The organism is Microbacterium protaetiae (genome assembly GCF_004135285.1).
Taxonomy (GTDB): domain Bacteria; phylum Actinomycetota; class Actinomycetes; order Actinomycetales; family Microbacteriaceae; genus Microbacterium; species Microbacterium protaetiae.
Map to the genome: position 1 here is coordinate 2,836,467 of NZ_CP035494.1, position 13,518 is coordinate 2,849,984.

Genomic DNA, 13,518 nt, shown 5'->3' on the forward strand with positions numbered 1-13,518 from the left:
GCCGCTATCGGCCCGTGCCGGCTCAGTCCGGCGGAACCCAGAAACTAAGGTAGAAGAATGACCTATTCGGTCGCCGTCTCCGGCGCCTCCGGCTATGCGGGGGGAGAGATCCTCCGCATCCTCGCCGCACATCCTGACATCGAGATCCGCACGGTCACCGCGCACGCGAACGCGGGCCAGCCGCTCGTGCAGCATCAGCCGCACCTGCGGTCACTGGCACACCTGACCTTGCAAGAGACCACGCCCGAGATCCTCTCCGGGCACGACATCGTCTTCCTCGCCCTGCCGCACGGGCAGTCGGGCCAGTACACCGACGCACTCACCGACGTGTCGCTGGTGATCGACGCCGGCGCCGACCACCGCCTGAGCTCCTCGGCCGACTGGAACGCCTTCTACGGCGGCGACTTCCATGAGCCCTGGGCCTACGGCGTGCCCGAGCTGCCCACGCAAGCCGGAAAGCAGCGTGCGAACCTCGTTGGCGCGACCCGCATCGCCGCGCCCGGATGCAACGCCTCCACGGTGAGCCTGAGTATCGCACCCGGTATCGCCGCCGGTGTCATCGACCCCACCGACCTGGTCAGCGTGCTCGCGGTCGGCCCCTCCGGCGCCGGCAAGAGCCTGAAGCCGCACTTGCTGGGCAGCGAGATCCTCGGCTCGGCGAATCCATACGCTGTCGGGGGTGTGCATCGGCATATCCCCGAGGTCAAGCAGGCGTTGCGTGCCGCGGGCGCGGCCGAGGTGCATCTCTCTTTCACCCCTGTGATCGTTCCGATGGCCCGCGGCATCCTCGCCACCAGCTCTGCGCCGATCACGCCGGGCGCCTCCGACGCCGACATCCGCGCGGCGTGGGAGCACGCGTACGGGGAGGAGCGTTTCGTGCAGTTGCTGCCCGAGGGAACCTACCCGCGCACCGCCGACGTGATCGGCGCGAACACGGCTCTTCTGGGGCTGCACATCGATCGCGACGTGAATCGTGTCACGATCGTCGCCGCCGTCGACAACCTTGTGAAGGGCACCGCCGGTGCCGCAGTGCAGTCCATGAACATCGCGTTGGGCCTCGACGAAGGCCGCGCTCTCACCGTGAACGGAGTCGCCCCGTGACCGTCACCGCAGCGAAGGGGTTCGAGGCGGCCGGCGTCGTCGCGGGCCTGAAATCCACCGGCAAGCCCGATGTGGCCGTCGTCGTCAACCGGGGTCCCGCCAAGGTCGGCGCCGCCGTGTTCACGAGCAATCGCGCCAAGGCCAACCCGATCCTGTGGTCGCAGCAGGCCGTCTCTGACGGCGTCGTCGAAGCCGTTGTTCTCAACTCGGGCGGGGCGAACTGCTTCACCGGAACGTTCGGCTTCCAGACCACTCATCAGACCGCTGAGAAGGCCGCCGAGCTGCTGGGCGTGAGCTCCGGCGACATCCTGGTGTGCTCGACGGGCCTCATCGGCACCGGCGACGAGATCTTTCGTGCGAAGGTGCTCGACGGTGTCGAAAAGGGAGTCGCGGCATTGTCCGCCGACGGCGGCGCGGCTGCGGCATCCGCGATCATGACCACCGACACCGTCAGCAAGACAGCCGTGCGAGAGCGCGACGGCTGGACGATCGGCGGCATGGCGAAAGGTGCCGGGATGCTGGCGCCGGGCCTGGCCACGATGCTGGTGGTCATCACCACCGACGCCGTACTGGATGCCGCCGACGCCGACGCGCATCTGCGCCACGCGACGCACGTGAGCTTCGACCGGCTCGACTCCGACGGATGCATGTCGACGAACGACCAGGTGACGCTGCTGGCCAGCGGGGCCAGTGGGGTGGTTCCCGATCCCGAGGCCTTCCGCGCCGCGCTGACCGCCGTGTGCATCGAGCTCGCTGAAAAGCTGCAGGGCGACGCCGAGGGAGCCAGCCACGACATCACTATCGAGGTGCGGCATGCGGCATCCGAATCCGATGCCGTCGAGGTGGGGCGCTCGGTCGCCCGCAACAACCTCTTCAAGGCGGCGATCTTCGGCAACGACCCGAACTGGGGCCGTGTGCTGGCGGCGATCGGCACGACCCAGGCCGACTTCGACCCGTACGAGGTCGACGTGTGGATGAACGGCGTGCGGGTGTGCACCGACGGGGGCCCGGACGCCCCGCGCGAAGACGTCGATCTGACCCCGCGTGCGACGCACGTCGTGATCGATCTGAAGTCGGGCGAGGCCACGGTGCGGATCCTCACGAATGACCTCACCCACGATTACGTCCACGAGAACAGCGCGTACTCCTCATGACAGACATCGATCTGCAAGACACCGACCCCGACGAAGCGTCGGCCAGAGCGCTGACTCTCATCGAGTCGCTGCCCTGGCTGCGCCGGTTTCGTGACCAGATCATCGTGATCAAGTACGGCGGAAACGCCATGGTCTCCGATGAGTTGCAAGATGCCTTCGCCGCTGACATCGCCTATCTGCGCTATGTCGGGGTACAGCCGGTCGTCGTGCACGGCGGCGGGCCGCAGATCTCCTCGATGCTCGACCGGCTCGCCATTCCCAGCGAGTTCAAGGGCGGGTACCGGGTGACCTCCACCGAGGCGATCTCGGTGGTGCGCATGGTGCTCACCGGCCAGATAAACCCGCAGCTGGTCGCGAAGATCAACGCACATGGGCCGCTGGCCACGGGCCTGTCGGGCGAAGACGCCGGACTTTTCGGCGGTCGCCGGCGCGGGGTCGTCATCGACGGCGTCGAACACGATCTGGGCCGGGTGGGCGATGTCGTGCAGGTCGACCCGCAACCCATCCATGACCATCTGGCCGCCGGCCGGATTCCTGTGGTTTCCTCGATTGCGCCCGATCTCGACAACCCCGGGCACTCCCTGAACGTGAACGCCGACACCGCCGCGGCGGCTCTGGCCATCGCCCTGGGAGCGGCCAAACTCGTCATCCTCACCGATGTGGCGGGCCTGTACGCCGACTGGCCCCGCCGCGACTCGTTGGTCTCGCACCTGACCGCTTCCGAACTGCGCGCCATGCTGCCGCGTCTGGAATCCGGCATGATCCCGAAGATGCGCGCGTGTCTGGACGCCGTCGACGCCGGCGTCGAGACCGCGGCCATCATCGACGGGCGAGTACCGCACTCGGTGCTCGTCGAACTCTTCACTGAAAAAGGCATCGGCACGGAGGTGGCCGCACAATGACGACCTGGCAGGATGAGGCATCCCGCGATCTTTTGAACCTCGGCGGTCGGCTCGCACTTCTCGTGCGCGGTGAGGGCTCACACGTCTGGGATGCCGACGGTGTGCGCTACCTCGACTTTCTCGGCGGCATCGCCGTCAACGCGCTCGGCCATGCGCACCCCGTCTTCGTCGACGCGGCCGCGAAGCAGGCGGCCACCCTTGCGCACGTGTCGAACTACTTCGCCACGCCGCAGCAGCTCGAGCTGGCCGCGCGTCTGAAGCGGCTGGCGGGAGCCGGCCAGAGCGGTCACGTCTTCTTCGCGAATTCGGGGTCTGAGGCGAACGAGACAGCGATCAAGCTCGCGCGACTGCACGCCCACAAGACCGGCAAGAAGACGATCCTGAGCCTTGCCGGCGCGTTCCACGGGCGCACGATGGGTTCGCTCTCGCTCACGCCGAAGCCGGCGTACCAAGACCCCTTCCGGCCGCTGCTGCCCGATGTCGCGCACATCGAGGTGACGGTGGAGGCGCTGGAGCGGGCACTGGCCGACGACACGGTCGCGGCCCTTTTCGTCGAGCCGATTCAGGGTGAAGCCGGCGTCGTGCCGCTGCCTGATGGCTTCTTGCGCCGCGCGCGGGAGCTGACCACCGAGCACGGGGCGCTCCTCATCGTCGACGAGGTGCAGACCGGAGTGGGGCGTACGGGGGAGTGGTTCGCTTTTCAGCGCGAGGGCATCATCCCTGATGCGATGAGCCTGGCCAAGGGCATCGCGGCCGGCTTCCCCCTGGGCGCTCTGGTCACTTTCGGCGAGAACGACCTGTTCTACCCGGGTACGCACAACTCGACCTTCGGTGGCAACCCGCTGGCCACCGCCGTCGGCAACGCGGTGCTCGCCGAGATCGAGAACACCGATCTGCTGGCCAACGTCACCACGCGCGGCACCCAGCTGCGCAACGCCGTCCGCGGGGTGCCGTTGGTGACCGGCACCCGCGGGGCAGGACTGCTGATCGGTATCACGCTGTCTGCGCCGGTGGCGGCAGATGTGCGGGATGCCGCGCAGCGGCGTGGTCTCATCGTCAACGCGCCCACCGCCGACGTGATCCGCATCGCCCCCGCATACACGATCGGCGACGCCGAAGTCGATGAGTTCACCACCCTTTTCACCGCCGCGCTCGCCGAGGTCGCGGCATCCCACCCGAAGGAGTCGAAGTGACCCGCCACCTGCTGCGCGACGACGATCTGACCACGGCCGAGCAAGCCGAGATCCTCGACCTGGCGATCGAACTGAAGAAAGACCGCTGGTCGAACAAGGCCCTCGCCGGCCCCCAGACGGTCGCGGTGATCTTCGACAAGTCCTCCACCCGCACTCGCGTGTCGTTCGCGGTCGGCATCGCCGACCTGGGCGGCTCGCCGCTGATCATCTCGACGGCCAACAGCCAGCTCGGCGGCAAAGAGACACCCTCCGACACGGCGCGCGTCCTGGAGCGCCAGGTTGCCGCCATCGTGTGGCGTACCTACGCGCAGGCCGGCCTCGAAGAAATGGCACGGGGCACGCGCGTGCCGGTGGTCAATGCGTTGTCCGACGACTTCCACCCCTGCCAGCTGTTGGCCGACCTGCTCACCATCCGCGAGCACAAGGGCGACCTTGCCGGACTGACTCTCGCCTTCTTCGGCGACGGAAAGTCGAACATGGCGCACTCCTACGTGCTGGCCGGCGTCACCGCGGGTATGCACGTGCGCGTGGCCTCGCCGGCCGATTATGCGCCGCGCGCTGACGTCGTCGCCGATGCCGACCGCCGCGCCGCCGAGACGGGTGGTTCGGTCGCCCTGTACACCGACGCGAACGAGGCCGCCGCCGGCGCCGACATCATCGTCACCGACACCTGGGTGTCGATGGGCAAAGAAGAAGAGAAGCTCGAGCGCATCCGCGATTTGGGCGGCTACAAGGTCACGACCGAGCTCATGGCTTTGGCCAAAGACGACGCCATCTTCATCCACTGCCTGCCCGCCGACCGCGGCTACGAGGTCGACGCCGAGGTCATCGACGGCCCGCAGTCGGTGGTCTGGGACGAAGCCGAGAACCGGCTGCATGCACAGAAGGCGATGCTCGTCTGGCTGCTGCGGCAGAACGGCACCTCGACGGAGGATGCCGCAGCCTGAGCTGCGGCTCACCGCACAGGCGGTTGCCGTCGCGGTGTCGCGTGGTCGGTCGCGGTGTCGCGTGGTCGGTCGCGGTGTCGCGTGGTTGGTCGCGGTGTCGCGTGGTTGGTCGCGGTGTCGCGTGGTTGGTCGCGGTGTCGCGTGGTCGCGGTGTCGCGTAGTCGCGTTGCCGTCTGCGGGCTGCGCTCGCGCGTAGGGTGACACTCCCGATCGCGGTGTAGCGGTGTCGCTGTGTCGCGTGGTCGGTCGCGGTGTCGCGTGGTCGGTCACGGTGTCGCGTGGTTGGTCGCGGTGTCGCGTTGCCGTCCCGTTTCGCCCCTTCCCGTCGGTGAAGCGGTCGTTTGGGACGGCATCGCCCCTCCCGCTGGTGTGTGCCGTCCTGGTTGGTCGCTTGGTTGGTGTGAAGCGACGATGTGGGACGGCATCCCGGGGGAGCAACGGAGGTTCGGAGCGGGATCACCCCTCCCCGCTGGTGTGTGCCGTCCTGGTTGGTCGCTTGGTTGGTGTGAAGCGACGATGTGGGACGGCGTTGGCGTTCTTATTGGGCGTTTGCCGTCCTTTTCCGTCGCTTGGTCGCTGTGAAGCGACGATGTGGGACGGCGTCCCGGGGGAGAAACGGAGGTTCGGAGCGGGATCGCCCCTTCCGGCTGGCATGTGCCGTCCTGGTTGGTCGCTTGGTTGGTGTGAAGCGACGATGTGGGACGGCGTTGGCGTTCTTGTTGGCGTGTGCCGTCCTTTTCCGTCGCTTGGTCGGTGTGAAGCGACGATGTGGGACGGCGTCCCGTGGGAGCAACGGAGGTTCGGGGCGGGATCGCCCCTCCCCGCTGATGTGTGCCGTCCTGCTTGGTCGCTTGGTCGCTATGAAGCGACGATGTGGGACGGCATCACTGGGCGACCGAGCGCGGGCGTGCTTCGACTGACGTTCAGCCGCTCCATCCCGCACGTCTCAGCGCTGCGGTGATGCGTTCGACGGCCGGTCCCGTCGACGGGTAGACATGCGTCGAAACAAGTCTCAGGACACGCCACCCGGCATCCTCGCACGCGGTGTGCTTGTCGATGTCGCGGTACCACTGAGCGCGGTCGGTCCGATGGTGGTCGCCTTCGCCTTCGATGAGCAAGCGTTGGTCGGGGAACGCGATCTCGGTGAAGCCGATGGGCGTGCCGTCCGCTGCGATCACGTCGTAGTCGAGTTCTGGCTCGGGCAAGCCCGCTCGCACGCATGCGATGCGGACGCGGGTCTCAAAGGGTGAGGCCGCGCCCACCCGGATCAGCTCGAGCGCCTCCAGGAGCTTCGCCCGGTTCCTCCGCCGCGGGGCAAGAGCCGCCGCGCGCAGCTGCTCGATCGTCGCGTGTGCATCTTCGGCCGTCCCGCGCTCCATGCCGTGACGCCGCGGGATGTAGACGATCGCATCACCCATCTCGATGAGTTCGTCAACAGTCAGTTCGTCGGCCAGGGTCGCCCATGTGGAGGCTGAGCTTAACACACGCATGCCGTCGACGGTTCGTACGGTCGTCTGAGTCGGCGTCAGCTCGTGCCCGCGCACGCCTCTCGCCTTCGATGCGCGCCGGCGACCCAGCACGGCGACGTCGATGCCGCGCGCCGGAACAAGGTGGCCATGGCGGCGCACCTGCCGTATCGCCGCTCGCAGGAGGCGGATCGGCACAGGAAACCCCCAGATCACCGCGGCCGTCACGTGCGAGAAGAATGCCCAATCCGGCATGATGCACGCGTACGCGCGTGCCAGCTGAAGGATCTCGGCAGTCAGGGTGCGCGCCTCGCGGCCGAAAGCACTTTCGTCGTTGTCCGGTTGCTTCACGACGGGAGCGCCGAGCATGCGCACACCGTGAAACGGGGACTCCAATCGCGGATGCCGCAAGCGGCGGGCGGAGACTCCGGCGCGCTGAGCATCGCGCACGCTGAACTCGCGACCTAATTCATTGGGCAGAGTACTGAGTGGTGTGGGCATCTTTCGATCTTCGAAGATGCGGCGACCGGTACGCGGCGCGGGATGCTGATCTGTGGAAAGCCCGTCGCGCGCCGCCAAGCCTCTCGCCCTGTGGAGGAAACGACGTGCCTCGCGATTCGGTCGGGAAGCGGCATCCCGGGCTCAGCAGCCCCCGGTCCTGATGTGTCGCTTGCGGTGGCTGAAGCGACACTTCGGGCCGGTCGTCCCTGCGCGATGGAGGTGGTAGCGTGCCGGGTGCCTGGCGGCGTTGCCGTCTGGATGTGTCGCGTCGGGGTGCGGATGTGCGGCATTTTGGGACGGCGTGCGGGGTGCCTGGCGGCGTTGCCGTCTGGATGTGTCGCGTCGGGGTGCGGATGTGCGGCATTTTGGGACGGCGTGCGGGGTGCCTGGCGGCGGTGCCGTCTGGATATGTCGCGTTGGGGGTGCGGATGTGCGGCATTTTGGGACGGCGTGCGGGGTGCCTGGCGGCGGTGCCGTCCGGATGTGGCGCTTGCGGTGGCTGAAGCGACAATCCAGGACGGGGCGGTACCGGTGGGATGACGGTGTGTGGGATGCCTGACGGAGGTGCCGTCCGGATGTGTCGCATCGAGGTGGCTGACGCGACAACGCGGGACGGCGAGCTGCGGGCTGGCGTGCCGCTGCGCCGCGCGCCGCGCAGCGGCGCCGATAGGCTGGAACTCGTGAGCGACGACAGCCCGACCACTGAAAAGCACGGCACGAACGAGGGGGCCCTCTGGGGCGCCCGATTCGCCTCCGGCCCCTCTGCCGAGTTGGCGGCGCTGAGCAAGTCGACGCACTTCGACTGGGCGCTGGCGCCCTATGACATCGCCGGGTCGCGGGCGCACGCCGTGGCGCTGCACGCGGCCGGCTACCTGAGCGACCAACAGCTCGCGGGCATGCGCGATGCGCTCGACCGGCTCGCCGCCGACGTCGCCTCGGGCGCGTTCGCCGCCGCCGACAGCGACGAAGACGTGCACGGCGCCTTGGAGCGCGGTCTCATCGAACGTGCGGGCACCGACCTGGGCGGGCGCTTGCGGGCCGGGCGCAGCCGCAACGACCAGATCGCCACCCTCGTGCGGCTGTATCTGCTCGACCATGCCAAGACCATCGCCCACGGCATCCTGCGTCTGATCGACGCCATCGTCGCGCAAGCCGAAGAACACCCCGACGCGATCATGCCGGGGCGCACACACCTGCAGCACGCGCAGCCGATTCTGCTCGCGCACCACCTGCAGGCGCACGGTTGGCCTCTGGTGCGCGATCTCGAGCGCTTGCGCGACTGGGCGTCCCGCGCTCGGGTGAGCCCGTACGGCGGGGGAGCGCTGGCCGGTTCCAGCCTCGGGCTCGACCCGGCCCTGGTCGCGCGCGAGCTCGGGCTGGATCGTCCGGCCGAGAACTCCCTCGACGGCACCGCAGCGCGCGACGTCGTCGCCGAGTTCGCCTTCATCGCCGCGCAGATCGGCATCGACCTCTCCCGCTTCGCCGAAGACGTCATCCTCTGGAACACCCGCGAGTTCGGCTTCGTCACGCTCGACGACGGCTACTCGACCGGCTCGAGCATCATGCCGCAGAAGAAGAACCCCGACATCGCCGAGCTCGCCCGTGGAAAGGCCGGCCGGGTGGTCGGCAACCTCACCGGGCTGCTCACCACGCTGAAGGGGCTGCCCATCGCCTACAACCGCGACTTGCAAGAGGACAAAGAGCCCGTCTTCGACTCGGTCGACACCCTCGAGCTTCTGCTGCCCGCTTTCGCCGGCATGGTCGCGACGATGCGGTTCGACACCGTGCGGATGGCTCAGCTGGCCCCGGAGGGCTTTTCGCTCACGACGGATGTCGCGGACTGGCTCGTGCGGCAGGGGGTGCCTTTCCGCGACGCCCACGAGATCTCGGGGGCGCTCGTCCAGGCGTGTGAGCAGCGCGGGATCGGACTGCAGGATGCCGCCGACGAGCTGCTCGCTGAGGTCTCGCCGCACTTGACCCCGGCCGTGCGCGACGTGCTCACCATCGAAGGGTCGGTGGCCAGCCGCGACGGCGTCGGCGGAACGGCCCCCGTACGCGTCGCCGAGCAGCGCGCCGAACTCATCGCGCGGGCTCAGGCGGCCGCGCACACACTGGGTCTCTAGGCGCCGGCCTGCGCGTCGGCGGCTGCGAGCACCCGCACGAGTGCGGGAACCGCCTGCTCCTCTACGCGTAGCCCGGCAGCTCTGGCACGCAGGCTGACCGCGGCCGCACTGATGCGCAGCCGCTGGGCGACCTCCTGCTGACTGAGCCCCTCGGCGAGAGCGTCGCTGACCTGCCAGCCTTTGTCGGTGCGCCGGTCGCGCACATCGATGAGCAGTCGCACGAGGGCCTCGGCGTCGGTGGCGCCCGGCCCGCCGCTGATCGCCACCCGTGTCGGGTCGCTCTTGGCGCGGTCCACGGCCGCCCGCGCATGGATGAACGCCGGCCCGCGCCCCGAGCGGATCGATGCGGGCAACGGCGTCTCCACCTCGCCCAGTCCGACCCCGGTGCTCCAGTGCTGAGTTCGGGTGGCGTGCAGGATGATGCGCAGCGCCGTGCCGGCATCGTCGGTGGCCAGTTGCAGCTCATCGCCGACAGTGCGCTCGGGGCCCGCAGTGATGTGTGCGGGTGCGAGCCGTGCGAACTCAGCGAGTGCGTCGGGGATGAGATCGCTTCCCGTGCGGCTTGCCTTCTGATCGATCGTCAGGATGAACATTGAATAAGCATACAGGCTAAATATGTCAGGTATAAGAGTACAGGCTTAATAGTTCACCAGATGGCAAGGCGCAGCAGCGCGCCCACAGCGCACGCCCACACCAGGCTCGCCAGCGTGCCGACGATGAACCGCTCTCGGGCTTCGGGTTCGCTCAGCTCCGAGAACCGGCCGATGCCCTTGATGGCGACGACCACCGCGATCGCCTCGGGATATCCCACAACGATGGCGATGACTGCCGCCAGCCGTTCCAGGTACCCGATCACCGTTCCGCCCCGCATGAGGGTGCGCGGCCCGGTCGAGGCGGCATCCTGCTCCTGTGCCACGACGACGATGCCGCCGTCTGCGGTCTCGCGCACGCGTGAGCCGGCGGCGATGTCGAGCAGCCGTCGGGCGACCGGGTTGCCACCGATGACGGCGACCGCCACGCCCAGCAGGGTCAGGATGATGCCCATGATCGCCGGCACGTTCACCGCCGAGATCGCCACCACCAGCAGTGCGACGACCACCAGTATCCCGGCGACCAGCAGGAGATAGGACGAAGGATGCCGCAGCGCGATGATGATCAACACCAGTGCCGCGCACAGCGCGAGGAACAGGAAGATCGACAGCGCCGCTGTCAGCAGAACATCCGCACCGGGGAACAGAGCCATGCCGTCAGTCTGGCATGCGGGTGCAGAAGACGCCGCCGACCCGGGGGGGAAGGGCCGACGGCGTCGTGGGGACTGCCCGGGGTCGAGCCCGGAGGGCGACGCAGCACGGGCAGCGCGTCCCTGTCGTCGACTGGGAGACCGTGGGGGCGGTCGTTATCGCCGACACATCAAGTAAACCACATGTGGTCAGACCACAGAATGTGCTCACAGGCGACCCTCAGGTCGTGTTCGCTCTGAGCGAAATCCGTCCCAGCGACGCTGATACTCTGATGCGCGTGTCAACACCCGCTCCCCGCGCCCTCGCGCCGGCCAACGACCCGACGTTCGACAACGTCTGGGACGAACTCGTCTGGCGCGGCCTGGTGCATGTCTCCACGGATGCCGAGGCGCTGCGCGCCGCGTTGGGCGGAGACCCGATCACGTATTACTGCGGCTTCGATCCGACAGCGCCCAGCCTGCACCTGGGCAACCTGGTGCAGTTGCTGGTGCTGCGACGCTTGCAACTGGCCGGTCACAAGCCGCTGGGCCTGGTGGGGGGCTCCACCGGCCTCATCGGCGATCCGCGGCCGACCGCCGAGCGCACGCTGAACACGAAAGAGACGGTCGCGGAGTGGGTGGGCAGACTGCGCGCCCAGGTCGAGCGGTACCTGAGCTTCGAGGGCGAGAACGCCGCGCAGCTGGTGAACAACCTCGATTGGACCGCCCCGCTGTCGGCCATCGATTTCCTGCGCGAGATCGGCAAGCACTACCGCGTCGGCACGATGCTGAAGAAAGACGCCGTCAGTGCACGGCTGAACTCCGAGGCCGGCATCAGCTACACCGAGTTCAGCTACCAGATCCTGCAGGGGCTCGACTACCTCGAGCTCTACCGGCAGTACGGCTGCATCTTGCAGACCGGCGGGTCTGACCAATGGGGAAACCTCACCAGCGGCGTCGATCTCATCCATCGTGTCGAAGGGGTGGCCGTCCATGCGATCGGCACTCCGCTGATCACGAACGGAGACGGCACCAAGTTCGGCAAGAGCGAGGGCAATGCCATCTGGCTGGATGCCGACATGTGCAGCCCGTACCGGATGTACCAGTTCTGGCTCAACACGCTCGACGCCGACGTCATCGACCGGCTCAAGGTCTTCACCTTCCTCAGCCGCGCCGAGATCGACGAGTACGCGCGCCTGGTCGAGACCGAGCCGTTCCGCCGTGCCGCACAGAAGCGTCTGGCCACCGAGGTCGTCACGACGGTGCACGGGCTGGATGCCGCAACCGCTGTGGCCGCGGCATCCGAAGCCCTCTTCGGCACCGGCGATCTGACTTCCCTTGACCCTGACACCCTGCGCAGTGCGCTGCACGAGCTGCCGCACACCGACGGCACTGCCTCCACGACGGTGGTCCAGGCGCTCGTCGAGACCGGACTGGTCGCGAGCCTCGGAGAGGCACGACGGGCGATAACACAGGGCGGAGTCTCGGTCGACGGCGTGCGCGTCGAAGATGAGGGCGCTCTGGTCACCGGCGCGCTCCCCGGTGGGGTGTCGGTGCTCAGGCGCGGGAAGAAGACTCTGGCCGGAGTGTTCGTCACCGCCTGAGCCATGCCGTTCACGCCGAGTCACGCGATAGTGGCGCTCCCGTTCGTGCGCACTCCGCTGCCGGCGGCCGCTATCGCGATCGGGGCCATGACGCCTGACCTGCCGCTGTTTCTGCGGGGAACTCCGATCGACTACAAGTGGACCCATGACCCTGTCTGGCTGCCCGCGACCGTCGTGCTCGCCTTCGTGCTTCTGGTGCTGTGGCGATGTGTGCTGCGCCCGGCCGCCAGCGAACTCGTTCCGGCGGCGATAGCACGCAGGCTGCCTGTCGCGTGGGACCTCGGTGCCGGCGCCGCATTCAAAGAGACGCTTGCGCCCCGGGCGCGGCCATGGCAGGCAGGGATGCTGCTGCTGATCGTCGCGCTCGCGCTGGGGGTACTCAGCCACCTCGCCTGGGACGCGTTCAGTCACGAGGGACGAGCAGGAGTGCTGCTCATCCCGGCGCTCGCTTCGGCATGGGGGCCGCTACCCGGGTACAAGTGGGTGCAGCACGGGTCGAGCATCGTCGGGGTCGTCGTGCTGGCGGTGTGGTCGCTGCTCTGGTTCCGGCGTACGGGCGCAGGCACGCTGCACCGTGTTCTGCCTGCATGGATGCCGGGGGTCTGGCTCGCTGCTCTTCCGGCGTCCCTGCTTGTGGCCTGGGGAATCGGGCTGGGCGTCTACGGACCGCTCACCGCCGATTTCACGGCGCAGCACCTCGCCTACCGCGTCTTGCCTCCCGCATGCGCCGCGTGGGGCCTGCTCACGGTCGCTGTCGCCGTCATCGTGCAGGCTCGACGGGCGGCAGCACAAAGCAAACGTGTGGGCGACACGTCCAGTGACACGGGGGAGTGAATGCCTGAGGCATCGGGGAGGGGCCAGTCGGGCAGAGGGCAGGCAGTCTGGTGCAAAAATCGGCCCTCATCGGGGCGACACGCCCGGGGTGCAGCAGCGATTCGTGCAGAGTGCCAACCTCGCGTACAGTATTACTTGTTCGCCCCAAAGGGTTGAGCGAAGAGCCGAAAGGCCACCGCCCCCCTCAAGCAGCGAACGCCTCCCATCTTCTCCACGCCGACGGTGTTCAACCAGTTGGTCTGGTGATACGATGGGATGTCCCAGCCCGAGAGCGGCGTGTCGATTCGACAACCGGCTCGGGGTGGGTATGATTGTGAAGTTGCCCTGTGTGTTGGCCTTGGTTGGTTGGTGTGTGGGTGCGTCCGATCCTTGAGAACTCAACAGCGTGCACTTGTCAAATGCCAAATAACCTCGTCCTGACCTTTTTGGTTGGGTGAGATTCCTTTGGATCAATTTATGGATTGTCAGTGATGG

General features: G+C 67.8%; 11 protein-coding genes. 8 read left to right on the top strand and 3 right to left on the bottom strand.

Translation table 11 applies throughout. The features are described 5' to 3' along the window. The first annotated feature begins 57 nt into the window (after positions 1-57). Genes argC through argF form a run of 5 tightly spaced genes read left to right on the top strand, consistent with a single transcriptional unit; the run spans position 58 to position 5,297 of the window. Positions 58-1,101, top strand: a complete 1,044-nt coding sequence (gene argC / locus ET475_RS13120) for an N-acetyl-gamma-glutamyl-phosphate reductase (RefSeq protein WP_129391050.1) — start codon at positions 58-60, stop codon at positions 1,099-1,101. Continuing rightward, entirely contained in the window at positions 1,098-2,255 is a 1,158-nt protein-coding gene (gene argJ / locus ET475_RS13125; RefSeq protein ID WP_129391052.1) for a bifunctional glutamate N-acetyltransferase/amino-acid acetyltransferase ArgJ, read from the top strand. Before argC ends, argJ begins: the two co-directional genes overlap by 4 nt. Beyond that, on the top strand, positions 2,252-3,157 hold the full coding sequence (argB, locus tag ET475_RS13130; RefSeq protein ID WP_129391055.1) for an acetylglutamate kinase: 906 nt from the start codon (positions 2,252-2,254) through the stop codon (positions 3,155-3,157). Before argJ ends, argB begins: the two co-directional genes overlap by 4 nt. Further along, positions 3,154-4,350 carry an acetylornithine transaminase gene (locus ET475_RS13135; RefSeq protein WP_129391058.1) on the top strand — a complete coding sequence of 399 codons (1,197 nt, stop codon included), beginning with the start codon at positions 3,154-3,156 and terminating at the stop codon, positions 4,348-4,350. The genes argB and ET475_RS13135 overlap by 4 nt, the downstream gene beginning before the upstream one ends. Beyond that, positions 4,347-5,297, top strand: a complete 951-nt coding sequence (gene argF, locus ET475_RS13140) for an ornithine carbamoyltransferase (protein ID WP_129391061.1) — start codon at positions 4,347-4,349, stop codon at positions 5,295-5,297. The genes ET475_RS13135 and argF overlap by 4 nt, the downstream gene beginning before the upstream one ends. Before the next feature lie 923 nt (positions 5,298-6,220). Here argF and ET475_RS13145 read toward each other — a convergent pair. Further along, positions 6,221-7,132, bottom strand: a complete 912-nt coding sequence (locus ET475_RS13145) for a hypothetical protein (RefSeq protein WP_129391063.1) — start codon at positions 7,130-7,132, stop codon at positions 6,221-6,223. 812 nt (positions 7,133-7,944) lie between these two features. Between ET475_RS13145 and argH the strand changes: the two genes are divergently transcribed. Beyond that, positions 7,945-9,387, top strand: coding sequence for an argininosuccinate lyase (argH, locus tag ET475_RS13150; protein ID WP_242497638.1), 1,443 nt, complete (start codon positions 7,945-7,947; stop codon positions 9,385-9,387). On the opposite strand, the gene ET475_RS13155 is transcribed toward argH, so the two are convergent. Both ET475_RS13155 and ET475_RS13160 read right to left on the bottom strand, forming a co-directional pair. Then, complete coding sequence (locus ET475_RS13155) at positions 9,384-9,980, bottom strand: hypothetical protein (RefSeq protein ID WP_129391087.1); 597 nt, start codon at positions 9,978-9,980, stop codon at positions 9,384-9,386. The genes argH and ET475_RS13155 overlap by 4 nt on opposite strands. A 53-nt stretch (positions 9,981-10,033) precedes the next feature. After that, positions 10,034-10,630 carry a hypothetical protein gene (locus tag ET475_RS13160; RefSeq protein WP_129391090.1) on the bottom strand — a complete coding sequence of 199 codons (597 nt, stop codon included), beginning with the start codon at positions 10,628-10,630 and terminating at the stop codon, positions 10,034-10,036. 269 nt (positions 10,631-10,899) lie between these two features. Here ET475_RS13160 and tyrS point away from each other — a divergent pair, with 269 nt between their 5' ends. Then, positions 10,900-12,210, top strand: a complete 1,311-nt coding sequence (gene tyrS / locus ET475_RS13165) for a tyrosine--tRNA ligase (RefSeq protein ID WP_129391093.1) — start codon at positions 10,900-10,902, stop codon at positions 12,208-12,210. Between the two features lie 3 nt (positions 12,211-12,213). Beyond that, positions 12,214-13,044, top strand: a complete 831-nt coding sequence (locus tag ET475_RS13170) for a DUF4184 family protein (RefSeq protein ID WP_129391096.1) — start codon at positions 12,214-12,216, stop codon at positions 13,042-13,044. Positions 13,045-13,518: the final 474 nt, after the last annotated feature.